The sequence below is a fragment of the Pantoea sp. USHLN298 genome (genome assembly GCF_037149395.1).
Lineage (GTDB): Bacteria > Pseudomonadota > Gammaproteobacteria > Enterobacterales > Enterobacteriaceae > Pantoea > Pantoea astica.
The window spans coordinates 352,717-366,538 of sequence record NZ_JBBCRO010000004.1 but is presented as its reverse complement, the minus strand read 5'-3'; the positions used below and the strand labels follow the sequence as shown (position 1 = coordinate 366,538).

Genomic DNA, 13,822 nt, shown 5'->3' with positions numbered 1-13,822 from the left:
TGCTGATGTGATGCAATTTGGGAGGCCACTGGCCTCCCGAATTATTTGGGAGAAATAATGATGGCGAAAGAATTTGGTCGCCCGCAGCGCGTTTCACAAGAGCTGCAAAAAGAGATTGCGATGATCCTGCAACGCGAGATTAAAGATCCGCGTCTTGGCATGATGGTTACCGTCTCCGGTGTTGAAGTCTCACGTGACCTGGCCTACGCCAAAGTGTTCGTGACCTTCCTGAATGATAAAGATGAAGAAGCGGTTAAAAATGGCCTGAAAGCGCTGAAAGAAGCGTCAGGTTATATCCGCATTCTGCTCGGCAAAGCGATGCGCCTGCGTATCGTGCCTGAGCTGACCTTCTTCTACGACAACTCGTTGATCGAAGGGATGCGCATGTCTAACCTCGTCAGCAGCGTCGTGAAAAACGATGCCGAGCGCCGTGGCCCTGACGCCACCGGTGACGACGAGGAGGCGTAATGAGTCGTCCGCGTCGTCGCGGTCGCGACGTCCATGGCGTGTTGTTGCTGGATAAGCCACAAGGCGTTTCGTCGAATGATGTGCTGCAGAAAGTGAAGCGTATTTTTAACGCCAACCGCGCAGGACATACCGGCGCGCTTGATCCGCTGGCCACCGGCATGCTGCCGATTTGCCTGGGTGAAGCGACTAAGTTTTCGCAGTATCTGCTGGACTCCGACAAGCGTTATCGGGTCATCGCTCGCCTTGGTGAGCGTACCGATACCTCTGATGCCGATGGCAACGTGGTGCAGACGCGTCCGGTGAGCTTTACCCAGGCAGAACTGGATACGGCGCTGGAAGGTTTCCGCGGCGAAACGCTGCAGGTGCCGTCGATGTTTTCCGCGTTAAAGCATCAGGGTCGGCCGCTGTATGAATATGCGCGCCAGGGCATTGAGATTGCGCGCGAGCCGCGTCCCATCACCGTCTACGAATTGCAATTTATTCGCTGGGAAGGTGATGAGCTGGAGCTGGAAATCCACTGCTCCAAAGGGACCTATATCCGCACTATCATTGATGATCTGGGCGAGAAACTCGGCTGTGGTGCGCACGTTATCATGCTGCGTCGGGTGCAGGTTGCACGCTATCCCTATGAGCGGATGGTGACGCTGGAACAGCTCCATAGCTTACTGGCTGAGGCGACCGAAGCCGGGATTCCGCTGGAAACCCAGCTGGACCCGCTGCTGTTGCCGATGGACAGTCCTGCCGCAGATTTCCCTGAAGTGAATTTGTTGTCTGCGGTTGCGGCATACTTCAAACAGGGACAGCCGGTGCAGGCCAGCAATGTGCCGGCACAGGGGCTGGTGCGTGTCACTGAAGGTGAAGCGCGTAAATTTATCGGTATGGCGGAAATCGCCGACGATGGCCGCGTGGCACCGCGGCGTTTAGTGGTTGAATATCAGGATTAAGCGGCGTGTCGCTTTTTCGCTGATAGCGCATTTGCGTTGCTATCAGCCGAAGAGTAGAATAGCGCGGCTTTAAAGCGGGATGCTGAATTAGAGATCGGCACCCATACATTCATTTTTTACTGGAGTTTATTATGTCTCTAAGCGTAGAAGCTAAAGCAGAGATCGTTGCTAAATATGGCCGTGGTGCTAACGACAGCGGTTCAACTGAAGTTCAGGTTGCCCTGTTGACCGCGCAGATTACCCATCTGCAGGGTCACTTCTCTGAGCACAAAAAAGACCACCACAGCCGCCGCGGTCTGCTGCGCATGGTATCTCAGCGTCGTAAGCTGCTGGACTACCTGAAGCGTAAAGACGTTGCACGCTACAGCAGCCTGATCGAAAGTCTCGGTCTGCGTCGCTAAGTCTGAAAAATCGGGTCGCCGGGGCGTTATGCAGAGTTTCTGCACCAGACGTGTCTTGCGATCGGATTTGTGCGAGTTTCGTGAAGAGGGGGCCTTTATGGCCCCTTTTTTCGAGCAATCGGCAGCAATCCGGACCAAACTCATGTATTGTTGCTTAGTGTGATCTTTGTTTGCAGAGTTTCGCGCGGCTAATGAGAGGCTTTACCGCAGGGGCGGTTAAGGGTTGTCATTAGTCGCGAGGGATGCAACTGAAGATCGGTGATCAATGGCAGGCTTCAGATAGCCGTGCCCCGAAGTTAAGGACTTTGATTTTGCTGAATCCGATCGTACGCAAATTCCAATATGGTCAACATACCGTCACGCTGGAAACCGGCATGATGGCTCGCCAGGCGACTGCCGCTGTTATGGTGAGCATGGACGATACCGCGGTGTTCGTCACCGTTGTAGGTCAGAAAAAATCTAAACCAGGTCAGGACTTCTTCCCACTGACCGTAAACTATCAGGAGCGTACTTACGCTGCTGGTCGTATCCCGGGTAGCTTCTTCCGTCGCGAAGGCCGCCCAAGCGAAGGCGAAACTCTGATTGCGCGTCTGATTGACCGCCCGATTCGCCCGCTGTTCCCGGAAGGCTTTGTTAACGAAGTTCAGGTTATTGCAACCGTGGTTTCCGTAAACCCACAGGTTCACCCGGACATCGTGGCCATGATCGGTGCGTCTGCTGCGCTGGCACTTTCTGGCCTGCCATTTAACGGCCCAATCGGCTCGGCGCGCGTCGGCTATATCAACGATCAATATGTGCTGAACCCAACGGCCGATGAACTGAAACAGTCTCGTCTGGATCTGGTGGTAGCCGGTACGCAGAATGCCGTTCTGATGGTGGAATCTGAAGCTGAGATCCTGTCAGAAGAGCAGATGCTGGGCGCCGTGGTCTTTGGCCACGATCAGCAGCAGGTTGTTATCGAAAACATTAATGCACTGGTTGCTGAAGCGGGCAAACCACGCTGGGACTGGCAGCCAGAAGCCGCCAACACCGCGCTGATTTCTCGCGTGGCTGCGCTGGCTGAATCGCGTATCAGCGATGCTTACCGCATCACGGATAAGCAGGAGCGTTATACCCAGGTTGGCGTGATCAAAGATGAAACTATCGCTGCGCTGCTGGCTGAAGATGAAACACTGGATAGCGCTGAAATTGGCGATATCGTTCACAGCCTTGAAAAGAATGTGGTTCGTACCCGCATCCTGAACGGCGAGCCGCGCATCGACGGTCGTGAGAAAGACATGATCCGTGGTCTGGATGTGCGTACAGGCGTGCTGCCACGTACTCACGGTTCTTCGCTGTTCACCCGTGGTGAAACGCAGGCGCTGGTCACCGCAACGCTGGGTACCACCCGCGATGCGCAGAACCTGGATGAGCTGATGGGTGAACGTACCGACAGCTTCCTGTTCCACTACAACTTCCCTCCGTACTCTGTTGGTGAGACCGGTATGGTTGGCTCGCCTAAGCGTCGTGAAATTGGTCACGGTCGTCTGGCGAAGCGCGGCGTGTTGGCCGTGATGCCAAAAGCGGAAGAATTCCCGTACACCGTTCGTGTGGTGTCTGAAATCACCGAGTCAAACGGCTCCTCATCAATGGCCTCTGTCTGTGGTGCCTCACTGGCGCTGATGGATGCAGGCGTTCCGATCAAGGCTGCTGTTGCCGGTATCGCGATGGGTCTGGTTAAAGAAGACGAGAAGTTTGTGGTTCTGTCTGACATCCTCGGCGACGAAGATCACCTTGGCGACATGGACTTCAAAGTAGCCGGTAGCCGTGAAGGTATCACCGCGCTGCAGATGGACATCAAAATCGAAGGCATCACGCGTGAAATCATGCAGGAAGCGCTGAACCAGGCCAGGGGTGCGCGTCTGCACATTCTCGGCGTTATGGAACAGGCTATCAGCACGCCGCGTACTGAGATTTCTGAATTTGCGCCACGCATTTACACCATCAAAATCAGCTCTGACAAGATCAAAGATGTGATCGGTAAAGGCGGCTCAGTGATTCGTGCACTGACCGAAGAGACTGGCACTACGATCGAAATCGAAGATGATGGCACAGTGAAAATTGCTGCGACCGATGGTCTGAAAGCGAAAGAAGCCATTCGTCGTATCGAAGAGATCACCGCAGAGATCGAAGTGGGCCGCATTTACAGTGGTAAAGTGACCCGCATCGTTGACTTCGGTGCCTTCGTTGCTATCGGCGGCGGTAAAGAAGGTCTGGTTCACATTTCTCAGATCGCTGATAAGCGCGTTGAGAAAGTGACTGACTATCTGCAGATGGGTCAGGAAGTTCCGGTTAAGGTGATGGAAGTTGATCGCCAGGGCCGTGTCCGTCTGAGCATCAAAGAAGCGACAGAATCTAAGCCGCAGACTGAAGAAGCTGCAGCGGTGAGCACACCTGACGCGGAATAAGTCGTTGCTGATTTGCCTCTCCTTGCCTGGCAGGGAGAGGCGTTTGTGTCATCGCGAGGGCGGGAATCCTTGTGCACAGCAGGCGGGTAACAGGATGGTTATCCCAATGTTTGTATTCGGGAGTGGGAAATGAAGCCTTTTCTGCGCTGGTGTTTTGTTGCGACAGCTTTGACGCTGGCAGGATGCAGCAACTCCAATTGGCGTAAGAACGAAGTTCTTGCAGTACCTCTACAGCCCACACTGCAGCAGGAAGTGATTCTGGCGCGCATGGAACAAATTCTTGCCAGTCGCGCCCTCACCGATGATGAACGCGCACAGCTGTTATATGAGCGCGGAGTGTTGTATGATAGTTTAGGTCTGCGGGCATTAGCGCGGAACGATTTTTCGCAAGCGCTGTCTATAAGACCAGATATGCCAGAAGTGTTTAACTACTTAGGCATATATTTAACGCAGGCGGGCAACTTTGATGCCGCCTATGAAGCGTTTGATTCTGTACTTGAGCTTGATCCAACTTACAACTATGCGCATTTAAACCGTGGTATCGCCCTCTATTACGGCGGTCGATACAAGTTAGCGCAAGATGATCTGCTGGCGTTTTATCAAGACGATCCTAACGATCCTTTCCGCAGTCTGTGGCTCTATCTCGTTGAACGTGAGATGGATGTCGACAAGGCAAAAGTCGCGCTTCAACAGCGTCACGACAAAGCGGTCAGAGACCAATGGGGATGGAATATTGTCGAGTTCTACCTGGGTGACATCAACGAAAAGTCGTTGATGGAAAGTCTCCAGGCGGACGCAACGGATAACACCTCGCTCGCTGAACATCTCAGTGAAACCAACTTCTATTTAGGTAAGTACTACCTAAGTCTGGGGGAGAAGGACGACGCGAAAGCGTTGTTCAAACTGGCGGTGGCCAACAACGTCAATAACTTTGTTGAACACCGATACGCATTGTTGGAACTGGCGCAACTCGGCCAGGCACAAGACGATTTATCAGAATCTGACCAGCAATAGCTGACGAACTTTAATTGCCTGTAAAACCTGTCAAGTCATCATCTTCAGGGATGAGGGCTTTTCTGTTCGTCAAAACTTCTAATTTGAGCCGGTTCACACTTTTTGATGAAAATGACTGAAAGTTTTCACGACGAGTTATGTAGACTGGCCGCCGCAATCTAAGAGGCACGTGTACTACATGACTGATATTCAAACCACTTTTGCTGACCTTGGCCTGAACGCCGACATCCTTGAATCACTGAATGGCATGGGCTACGTTAAGCCATCCCCAATCCAGGCTGAGTGTATTCCTCACCTGCTGGCGGGCCGTGACGTGTTAGGCATGGCGCAGACCGGGAGTGGTAAAACTGCGGCCTTCTCGCTGCCGCTGTTACACAACATTGATCCTACTGTTAAAGCGCCACAAATCCTGGTGCTGGCACCGACCCGCGAACTGGCGGTACAGGTTGCTGAAGCAGTTACCGAATTCTCTAAACATATGCGTGGCCTGAACGTGGTTGCCCTGTACGGCGGCCAGCGTTATGACGTCCAGCTGCGCGCACTGCGCCAGGGACCTCAGGTTGTCGTGGGTACGCCTGGTCGTCTGCTTGACCACCTGAAACGCGGCACGTTAGATCTCTCTAACCTGCGCGGCCTGGTGCTGGACGAAGCGGATGAAATGCTGCGTATGGGCTTCATCGAAGACGTTGAAACCATCATGGCGCAGATCCCAGCCGATCATCAGACGGCGCTGTTCTCGGCTACCATGCCGGAAGCGATTCGCCGCATTACTAAACGTTTCATGAAAGATCCTCAGGAAGTGCGCATTCAGTCAAGCATGACGACGCGTCCTGATATCAGCCAGAGCTACTGGACCGCTTACGGTCGTAAAACAGATGCGCTGGTTCGCTTCCTTGAAGCGGAAGACTTTGATGCTGCCATCATCTTCGTGCGGACTAAAAACGCAACGATGGAAGTGGCTGAAGCGCTGGAGCGCAGTGGCTATAACAGCGCCGCGCTGAACGGTGACATGAACCAGGCACTGCGTGAGCAGACGCTGGAGCGCCTGAAAGATGGTCGTCTCGACATCCTGATTGCGACTGACGTTGCGGCCCGTGGCCTGGACGTTGAGCGTATCAGCCTGGTCGTTAACTACGACATCCCGATGGATGCAGAATCTTACGTTCACCGTATCGGCCGTACCGGTCGTGCGGGTCGTGCGGGTCGCGCCCTGCTGTTCGTTGAGAACCGCGAGCGTCGTCTGCTGCGTAACATCGAACGTACCATGAAGCTGACTATCCCTGAAGTTGAGCTGCCAAACGCAGAACTGCTGGGTGAGCGTCGTCTGGCCAAGTTTGCCGCTAAAGTTCAGCAGCAGCTGGAAAGCAGCGATCTGGATCAGTACCGTGCGCTGCTGGCTAAAATGCAGCCAGAAGAAGAGATGGATCTGGAAACGCTGGCAGCTGCACTGCTGAAGATGGCACAGGGCGAACGTCCTCTGATTCTGCCACCAGAAGCACCGCGTCCGGCACGCCGCGAATACCGCGATCGTGACGAGCGTGATGGCCGTCGTGACAGCCGTGAAGCGCGTGACTCACGTGGTCCACGTGAAAGCCGTGATGGCGACCGTCCACGTCGCGAACGTCGTGACGTTGGTGAAATGCAGCTCTACCGCATTGAAGTGGGTCGCGATGATGGTGTTGAAGTTCGTCACATCGTTGGCGCTATCGCTAATGAAGGCGACATCAGCAGCCGTTACATCGGTAACATCAAGCTGTTCGGCACCCACTCAACCATCGAGCTGCCGAAAGGCATGCCAGGCGATGTGCTGCAGCACTTCACCCGTACCCGTATTCTGAACAAGCCGATGAATATGCAGTTACTGGGTGATGCACAGCCGAACGAAGGCCGTGGCGATCGTCGTCCAGCCGGTGGTGGTGAGCGTCGTGGTCCTGCAGGTGCAGGCGCGGGCGCAAACCGTGAAGGTGGTCGTCGCTTCTCTTCTGAACGCCGTGAAGGTGGTCGTGAAGGTGGACGCAGCTTCAACCGTGAAGGCGGTCGTGGTCCACGTCGTGAAGATGGCGGTGCCGCAGCACCACGTCGTCGTGACGCATAACAGACGCTAAGTCGTGATAAAAAGGGAAGCCTTCGGGCTTCCCTTTTTTTGTCTCTGTCAGGCGCCGCCGCTGATCATCACGCGCTCGCCGCTGACATAAGCAGACTCCTCAGACGCCAGAAACAGCGCTACCTGCGCAACATCCTCCGGCAGACCAAAACGTCCCAGCGGCGTCGCCGCCAGCATTTGCGCCTTTAGCTGCGGGCTGAATTTCTTCGCTGCCAGCAAACCTTCGGTCAGAATCATGCCCGGCGCTAATGCGTTGACCCGGATATTTTTCGGACCCAGTTCACGCGCCAGACCTTGAGTCAGGGTATCGATAGCCCCTTTGGTGGCGGCCCACAGCACCGAGCCCGGCGTACTGTTTTTGCTGTTCAGGGCGCTGAGATTGATAATGCTGCCGCCGTGCGGCGGAAAGTGGTGAATCGCCTGCTGACACACCAGCAGAGTGCCGAGCAGATTGACGTCGAGCTGCTGGCGCATCGCCTCCAGCGTCAGGGCGGCAAAATCACCGTGATGAAAACTGCCGGCATTGTTAACCACAATATCGGGTGCGCCGAACTGCGCCACGGTGGAGGCAAACAGCCGCTCCACATCCCGCGGCTGTGAGACATCCGCCTGAACCGCCACGGCTTCGCTGCCCAGTGAGCGGATATCACTCACCACATCGGCGGCACCTGGCTCGTCCTGTCGATAGTTCACTATCACGCGCGCGCCAGCGGCGGCAAAAGCGATGGCGATCGCCGCGCCAATCCCTTTTGACGCACCCGTCACCAGCGCGACGCTGTTTTCCAGTGCTTTCATAATTTTGTTCTCTGCCGTAATGATCGCGTAGCCAGACTATGCGCGCTGACCCCCGGATGTGGGTAGCGCAATCCTGCAAGCTTTTTGCACAATCCTGCAAAAGTGATGGCGCGAGGCGGGCGTTGGAAATAACTTCAGGTAATATCGATAGCCTGATGTAGCGGCTGGCAGAAGCGGGAAGATTGATGACAGAAAATGATAGATGGCAGGCGCTGGCGCAGTTGATTGACCGCCACGCACCCACTGACGGGCGGCACAACAGCGCCATTGATTGCCTGTTTTTTGGCCGAAGCTCTGCGCCCAGCGAACCGATGCACATTGCCCAATGGGCCAGCTTCGCGTTGGTGGCGCAGGGCGGCAAGGCGCTGCATATCGGCGATGAGGTGCTGCATTACGGACCGGGCGATCTCTTGCTGGTGACACTGGATATGCCGGTGCGCTCCTGCGTGACCGTTGCCACGCCGGAAAAGCCTAATCTCGGCATTGGTATTGCCATCAATGAATCGCGGCTGATGCGCTATCTCGAACAGTTTCCGCCCACGCTGCCGCTGGCACAGGCGGGCAGCGAACGTGGCATTACGGTACATAAGATGTCCCCGCTGCTGGTCGATGCGGTGATTCGGCTGGTGCGTTTACTGGACCAGCCGCAGGATATCGCCGCACTGGCACCGCTAATTGAGCAGGAGATCTTTTACCGGTTACTGACCGGACCGGAAGGGTCGCGCATCCTGAATATGGCGCTGGCTGAGCGACCCGGCAACCGTGTGGCGCAGGCAGCGCGCTGGCTACGGGAAAACTTTCATCAGCCTCTGAAGATCGATCAACTCGCCAGCAGCGTGGGGATGAGCGTCTCGTCGCTGCATCATCACTTCAAGGCGGTCACCGCCATGACACCGATGCAGTATCAGAAACAGCTGCGGCTGAATGAGGCAAGACGGCTGATGCGGGTGGAGAAGCTGGATGCCGGTACGGCGGGCTATCGGGTGGGGTATCAGAGTGCATCGCAGTTCAGCCGGGAATACAGCCGGTTTTATGGCTGCTCACCGGCGCGTGACAGTCGGCAGCTGGCGGCGGGCGCAGAGGCGTTGCGTCCGCCGCAAACCGGATTACAGACTGCGGGCCGCTTCCATCGCAATGGCGAATGAACGCAGACGCGCTTCAGTATCAAAAATCTGGCCGTTGACCATGATCTCGTCAGCCTGGGTTTCGCGCATCAGTGAGGCCAGTCCGTGACGCACTTTATCGGTGTCACCGACCAGTGACATGCTGAGCGCCTGCTGTACGCCATACTGCTCAGAAGGTGACCAGAGATTATCCATGTTCTCTACCGGTGCCGGTAACGGGCCTGGCTTACCGCGGCGCAGATTAATAAACTGCTGCTGCTGCGAGGTAAACAGGAAGCGCGCATCGCGCTCGCTGTCGGCGGCCACTACGTTGATGCAGACCATCGCGTACGGTTTTTCGAGGCGCGCCGAAGGCTGGAAATTCTCACGATAGACATGCAGCGCCTGGAACAACTGGTCCGGGGCGAAATGCGAGGCAAAGGCGAACGGCAGCCCCATTCGGGCTGACAGCTGAGCGCTGTAAAGGCTGGAGCCCAGCAGCCAGACCGGAATCTTCAGACCCAGACCCGGCACCGGTTGCACCGGCGGCTGATCGCCCGGTTCGGCATCGAACCAGCTAATCAGCTCAGCCACATCGTCCGGGAAGGTATCGGCATGCATACTGGAGAGATGGCGGCGTAAGGCCATCATGGTGCGCTGGTCGGAGCCTGGCGCCCGGCCTAAACCCAGATCGATACGGCCGGGATAGAGCGAGGCCAGGGTGCCAAACTGCTCGGCAATCACCAGCGGCGCATGATTAGGCAGCATAATACCGCCCGAGCCCAGCTGCAGCGTGTCGGTGTTCGCCGCCAGATAACCTATCAGCACCGAGGTCGCGGCGCTGGCAATGCCCGTCATGTTGTGATGTTCAGCCAGCCAGTAACGCTGATATCCCAGCTTTTCAGCCTGACGCGCCAGCGCCAGCGAGGTATGGAACGCCTCACGCGCGGTCAGCCCCTGGGGAATCGGCGCCAGATCCAGCACGGACAAACGAATAGGTTTTTTCTCAGACATGGCTACTCCCGTTATAAGGTGCAGACGTTAAAATCTGCACCTTTTAGTATTACGCATCATTCCTTATATTAAAACTGCTAACCCCGGCAGGAATATAGTCGGTATGTGCTTTCCACTCAGGATGCCAGCGTCATGCCCGCCAGTTTGCGCCAGTAGCCGTTGCAGTCGTTGCCTTTGGCCATCATCAGCGGTGCCTGACCATTTTCATTGGCGCGGAAGCGATCGATCTCCGCCAGGGTGGTGCAATCCTGCGGTGAGAGCCGTACGCAATCGACCCGGTTGTGCATGCCCACCAGATCGTTGCCGAGGTTATAGCAGTAGCCGCTCATGGTCTGAATGCCGTTGAGCACGAAGACCTGCTGACCTTCCTGCGATAAGACACGACGACCTGTGGGATAGTTGATGCAGCAGGTTTCACAGGCATCTTTAGCCCGATTCTCTGAACGCGCGGTGAAGCAGCGTGCCGACAGCGCCAGCGGCAGATGACCATAGCCCAGCACCTCCACCTCAAACTGCTGGCGGATACCGCGCTCTTCGCACTGCTGCAGCAACTGCAACAGCCAGTCACGCGACATCTCGACCGGCATGCACCAGCGGGTCATGCCTTCTTTGACCAGCAGCTGCAGCGTTTCGGCGTTATAGACATTCAGCGTCGGCCCGGCGACGAACGGCAGATGACGTTCGGCAGCCATGTTCACCGTGCCGATATCATTGGCTTCAATCAGAAACTCGCCATTTTCGACGTAGCGCTGTAGCTCTTTCAGTTCTGATGGCGACTGCAGCAGCGCCAGCGTGCTGAGCACCACCTGTTTACCACTGGCCGCCAGTTCACGTGCCAGTGCCATCCAGTCCGCATAGGCGGTGGCGCGCCGTTTGCTGCATACCGCTTCGCCAAGGTAGATGATATCCGCACTGCTGCGCGCGGCCTGCTGGTAAAACTGCTCCAGCGTGTCAGTTGGCCAGTACCAGAGCACCGGTCCCAGGGCATATTGCATCATGACTCCTTATTGCCATTCACGGTGATAGGCGCCCAGCGTGGTCTGGGTGCCTTCGGACAGATCGCCCAGCGTCTGCATCCACTCCGGCGTGACCCCAAACTGTTCCGGCTGCGCCTGACAGCGATCGATCGCCTGACGCCAGACGCGCGCCACGTCAGCCACGTAGGCCGGGCTGCGCTGACGGCCTTCGATTTTCACCGAGGCGATGCCGGCCCGCAGCAGTTCCGGCAGCAGTTCCAGCGTATTGAGGCTGGTGGGTTCTTCCAGCACGTGATAGCGCTGATCGTTAACCTGATAGCGCCCTTTACATAAGGTGGGATAGCCTGCGCTTTCGTCGGGCGCATAGCGGTCAATCAGTACTTCATTCAGCCGTGACTCCATGCCCTGCGGCGTCTGCTGCCAGCGCACAAACTTCGCGGGCGAGCAGGCGCCGGCGCTGTTGGGTGATTCACCGGTCAGCCATGATGAGAGATAGCAACGGCCTTCCGCCATAATGCACAGGCTGCCGAAAGCGAACACCTCCAGCGGCACCGGCGTTGAGCGGGCAAGCTGTTTCACCTGATGAATCGACAACACCCGTGGCAGCACGACCCGGTGTAAATTGAAGTGACGGTGATAAAAGCGAATGGCCTCAAGGTTAGTGGCGGAAGCCTGCACCGACAGATGGCGTTCAACCTCTGGATAGCGCGTCGCGGCATACTCCAGCGTGGCAATATCAGCCAGGATCAGCGCGTCTGCGCCGTTTTGCGCCGCCACGTCAATCGCCCGCTGCCAGCGTCCCATGCCATCCGGATGGGCAAAGGTATTGATGGCCACATGCAGTTTGCGGCGATGCTGATGCAGATAGCGTGCGGCTTCTGCCAGCTTTTTATCGGTGAAGTTGAGGCCCGCAAAGTGGCGGGCATTGGTATCATCTTTCAGTCCCACATAGACCGCATCAGCGCCATTCTCTACGGCGGTGCGCACTGCGGGTAAATTTCCTGCCGGGCAGAGCAGTTCCATCGGTAATCCTCTCGACATGCAGATGGGCGTCGAGTCTAGGCATCTGCCTGCGGGCAAACGTTGATTTGAGGCAGTGAAATTCCAATTGATCCTCGCTGGTGATGATTTTTTCATCATCGCTCAGCAGTTTTTATTGATCTCAGAGGAGGCGCGCAGAAAAGGATATGGCAATATACGTAAAATTTTCTGAAGGGAGTGAAGAGAGTGTTAGAGCGGTTACATGCCACAATTGTGAAAAAGGCGCCTGAAATCTTAGGCTTACCTGTAGCGCTAACCCCATTCCCGGTTAAGAAGTTGCTTTTGCAACAACTCCTGAACTGGCAATTTCGTCATGCTTTGGCTGAAGGTGAGTTAGACTTTCTGGAAGGACGCCTGCTCGGCATTGAGATTGCGGATGTCAATCTGCGATGGATCACCACGATGCAGGATGGCCGACTGGCGGTATTGCAGCACGCCGAAGCGGATGTCTGGTTTCGGGGCAATGCCAACGACTTATTGCTGGTGGCAGCACGCAAAGCAGATCCTGACATGCTGTTCTTTCAGCGCCGTCTGGCGATTGAAGGTGACACCGAGCTGGGACTGGAGGTGAAGAACGTAATGGATGCAATTGAACTCGACGCCATGCCCACCGCATTACGCACGGCGATTCAGCAGATGGCGACGTTCGCCGAAGCCGGAATGAAACAGGACGCGAAAGCCGCACAGGCGCGCGCGGGTGCTGTATGTTGATTCGTACCGAGATTGGCGTGGATGCCGCTGGCATCGACAGCTTACTCCGACGCTGTTTTGACCGTTCAGCCGAAGCTGAGCTGACCCAGGCGCTGCGTGAGGATGGCCTGCTGACCTTAGGCGTGGTTGCGACTGATGAAGAGGGCCAGGTGCTGGGCTATGCGGCTTTCAGTCCGGTCAGCGTGCAGGGCGAAGATCGCGGCTGGGTGGCGCTGGCACCGCTGGCGGTGGACGAAAGTCTGCGCGGTCAGGGCATCGCTAAGCAGCTGATTTATGAAGGGCTGGATACGCTGAATGAGTTTGGCTATAGCGCGGTTGTGGTGCTGGGCGATCCGGCGCTGTTTAACCGTTTCGGCTTTGAGCCTGCGGCACGCTATGGCCTGCACAGCCGCTGGCCCGGCAGCGAAGCGGCTTTTCAGGTTTATCGGCTGGCGGATAATGCTTTCGAGGATGCCGAAGGGCGCATCGACTTCGCGGAGCCGTTTAACCGTCAGCCTTAACCGGCTCACCCAGCCAGCTTTCCAGACTGACCGGCTGGCTCGCCACTAACCGCAACTTCTGCTGGCGCGTCAGTTGTTTAACCCGGTACTCCAGTCTGGAGGCGCTGGCACGATCGCCCGCCTCACAGTGAAAGACCAGATCCAGCGGGCCTTTGCCGCGTAGCGCGCGGGCACCGCGCCCACGCTGATGCTGATCCACCCGGCGCGGAACGTCGGTGGTGATACCGGTGTAAAGGCTCCCTTTCGCCGTGCGGACGATGTAGAGTTGCCAGTGCTGACTCATCGCAATCGATTCCAGAAAAA

The 13,822-nt window shown here is 56.4% G+C and carries 15 protein-coding genes; 10 read left to right on the top strand and 5 right to left on the bottom strand.

Going from position 1 to position 13,822, the window contains the following annotated elements; translation table 11 throughout:
- Positions 1-60: 60 nt before the first annotated feature.
- The 7 genes from rbfA (at position 61) to WFK59_RS12595 (ending at position 7,369) form a co-directional block, all read left to right on the top strand.
- On the top strand, positions 61-468 hold the full coding sequence (gene rbfA / locus WFK59_RS12620) for a 30S ribosome-binding factor RbfA (RefSeq protein ID WP_233988229.1): 408 nt from the start codon (positions 61-63) through the stop codon (positions 466-468).
- Positions 468-1,412 carry a tRNA pseudouridine(55) synthase TruB gene (gene truB / locus WFK59_RS12615; RefSeq protein WP_336755932.1) on the top strand — a complete coding sequence of 315 codons (945 nt, stop codon included), beginning with the start codon at positions 468-470 and terminating at the stop codon, positions 1,410-1,412. The genes rbfA and truB overlap by 1 nt, the downstream gene beginning before the upstream one ends.
- 131 nt (positions 1,413-1,543) lie before the next feature.
- The gene (gene rpsO / locus WFK59_RS12610) at positions 1,544-1,813 is read left to right on the top strand and encodes a 30S ribosomal protein S15 (RefSeq protein WP_003851063.1); all 270 of its coding nucleotides are present in this window, start codon (positions 1,544-1,546) and stop codon (positions 1,811-1,813) included.
- A 311-nt stretch (positions 1,814-2,124) separates the two neighbouring features.
- Positions 2,125-4,260, top strand: a complete 2,136-nt coding sequence (pnp, locus tag WFK59_RS12605) for a polyribonucleotide nucleotidyltransferase (RefSeq protein WP_094122277.1) — start codon at positions 2,125-2,127, stop codon at positions 4,258-4,260.
- A 129-nt stretch (positions 4,261-4,389) separates the two neighbouring features.
- Positions 4,390-5,274, top strand: coding sequence for a lipoprotein NlpI (gene nlpI, locus WFK59_RS12600; RefSeq protein ID WP_233985454.1), 885 nt, complete (start codon positions 4,390-4,392; stop codon positions 5,272-5,274).
- A gap of 105 nt (positions 5,275-5,379) precedes the next feature.
- Positions 5,380-5,436 (top strand): protein YrbN, encoded by a 57-nt coding sequence (gene yrbN / locus WFK59_RS22120; RefSeq protein ID WP_098053093.1) that lies wholly within the window; start codon positions 5,380-5,382, stop codon positions 5,434-5,436.
- 16 nt (positions 5,437-5,452) lie between these two features.
- On the top strand, positions 5,453-7,369 hold the full coding sequence (locus tag WFK59_RS12595; protein WP_233985453.1) for a DEAD/DEAH family ATP-dependent RNA helicase: 1,917 nt from the start codon (positions 5,453-5,455) through the stop codon (positions 7,367-7,369).
- 57 nt (positions 7,370-7,426) lie between these two features.
- On the opposite strand, the gene WFK59_RS12590 is transcribed toward WFK59_RS12595, so the two are convergent.
- On the bottom strand, positions 7,427-8,173 hold the full coding sequence (locus WFK59_RS12590) for an SDR family NAD(P)-dependent oxidoreductase (protein ID WP_233985452.1): 747 nt from the start codon (positions 8,171-8,173) through the stop codon (positions 7,427-7,429).
- Between the two features lie 185 nt (positions 8,174-8,358).
- On the opposite strand from WFK59_RS12590, the gene WFK59_RS12585 reads away from it, so the two are divergent.
- Positions 8,359-9,318, top strand: coding sequence for an AraC family transcriptional regulator (locus WFK59_RS12585; protein WP_336755931.1), 960 nt, complete (start codon positions 8,359-8,361; stop codon positions 9,316-9,318).
- Here the strand turns inward: WFK59_RS12585 and WFK59_RS12580 are convergent.
- The 3 genes from WFK59_RS12580 to ubiU form a co-directional block, all read right to left on the bottom strand.
- On the bottom strand, positions 9,280-10,290 hold the full coding sequence (locus WFK59_RS12580; RefSeq protein WP_094122282.1) for a luciferase-like monooxygenase: 1,011 nt from the start codon (positions 10,288-10,290) through the stop codon (positions 9,280-9,282). The two genes, WFK59_RS12585 and WFK59_RS12580, sit on opposite strands and share 39 nt — an antisense overlap.
- Positions 10,291-10,406: 116 nt before the next feature.
- Positions 10,407-11,285, bottom strand: a complete 879-nt coding sequence (locus WFK59_RS12575; protein WP_233988228.1) for a U32 family peptidase — start codon at positions 11,283-11,285, stop codon at positions 10,407-10,409.
- 9 nt (positions 11,286-11,294) lie between these two features.
- Entirely contained in the window at positions 11,295-12,290 is a 996-nt protein-coding gene (ubiU, locus tag WFK59_RS12570) for a ubiquinone anaerobic biosynthesis protein UbiU (protein ID WP_094122284.1), read from the bottom strand.
- A 204-nt stretch (positions 12,291-12,494) separates the two neighbouring features.
- On the opposite strand from ubiU, the gene ubiT reads away from it, so the two are divergent.
- Both ubiT and WFK59_RS12560 read left to right on the top strand, forming a co-directional pair.
- The gene (ubiT, locus tag WFK59_RS12565; RefSeq protein ID WP_233985449.1) at positions 12,495-13,019 is read left to right on the top strand and encodes a ubiquinone anaerobic biosynthesis accessory factor UbiT; all 525 of its coding nucleotides are present in this window, start codon (positions 12,495-12,497) and stop codon (positions 13,017-13,019) included.
- The gene (locus WFK59_RS12560; protein ID WP_233985448.1) at positions 13,013-13,519 is read left to right on the top strand and encodes a GNAT family N-acetyltransferase; all 507 of its coding nucleotides are present in this window, start codon (positions 13,013-13,015) and stop codon (positions 13,517-13,519) included. The genes ubiT and WFK59_RS12560 overlap by 7 nt, the downstream gene beginning before the upstream one ends.
- Here WFK59_RS12560 and WFK59_RS12555 read toward each other — a convergent pair.
- Positions 13,503-13,802: a GIY-YIG nuclease family protein gene (locus tag WFK59_RS12555; protein WP_233985447.1), complete on the bottom strand. Its 300-nt coding sequence runs from the start codon at positions 13,800-13,802 to the stop codon at positions 13,503-13,505. The genes WFK59_RS12560 and WFK59_RS12555 overlap by 17 nt on opposite strands.
- Positions 13,803-13,822 lie beyond the last annotated feature (20 nt).

Coding starts and splice junctions, on each gene's coding strand:
- rbfA (WP_233988229.1), top strand. CDS start 61: ATGGCGAAAGAATTTGGTCGCCCGCAGCGCGTTTCACAAGAGCTGCAA.
- truB (WP_336755932.1), top strand. CDS start 468: ATGAGTCGTCCGCGTCGTCGCGGTCGCGACGTCCATGGCGTGTTGTTG.
- rpsO (WP_003851063.1), top strand. CDS start 1,544: ATGTCTCTAAGCGTAGAAGCTAAAGCAGAGATCGTTGCTAAATATGGC.
- nlpI (WP_233985454.1), top strand. CDS start 4,390: ATGAAGCCTTTTCTGCGCTGGTGTTTTGTTGCGACAGCTTTGACGCTG.
- WFK59_RS12595 (WP_233985453.1), top strand. CDS start 5,453: ATGACTGATATTCAAACCACTTTTGCTGACCTTGGCCTGAACGCCGAC.
- WFK59_RS12590 (WP_233985452.1), bottom strand. CDS start 8,173: ATGAAAGCACTGGAAAACAGCGTCGCGCTGGTGACGGGTGCGTCAAAA.
- WFK59_RS12585 (WP_336755931.1), top strand. CDS start 8,359: ATGACAGAAAATGATAGATGGCAGGCGCTGGCGCAGTTGATTGACCGC.
- WFK59_RS12580 (WP_094122282.1), bottom strand. CDS start 10,290: ATGTCTGAGAAAAAACCTATTCGTTTGTCCGTGCTGGATCTGGCGCCG.
- WFK59_RS12575 (WP_233988228.1), bottom strand. CDS start 11,285: ATGCAATATGCCCTGGGACCGGTGCTCTGGTACTGGCCAACTGACACG.
- ubiU (WP_094122284.1), bottom strand. CDS start 12,290: ATGGAACTGCTCTGCCCGGCAGGAAATTTACCCGCAGTGCGCACCGCC.
- WFK59_RS12560 (WP_233985448.1), top strand. CDS start 13,013: ATGTTGATTCGTACCGAGATTGGCGTGGATGCCGCTGGCATCGACAGC.
- WFK59_RS12555 (WP_233985447.1), bottom strand. CDS start 13,802: ATGAGTCAGCACTGGCAACTCTACATCGTCCGCACGGCGAAAGGGAGC.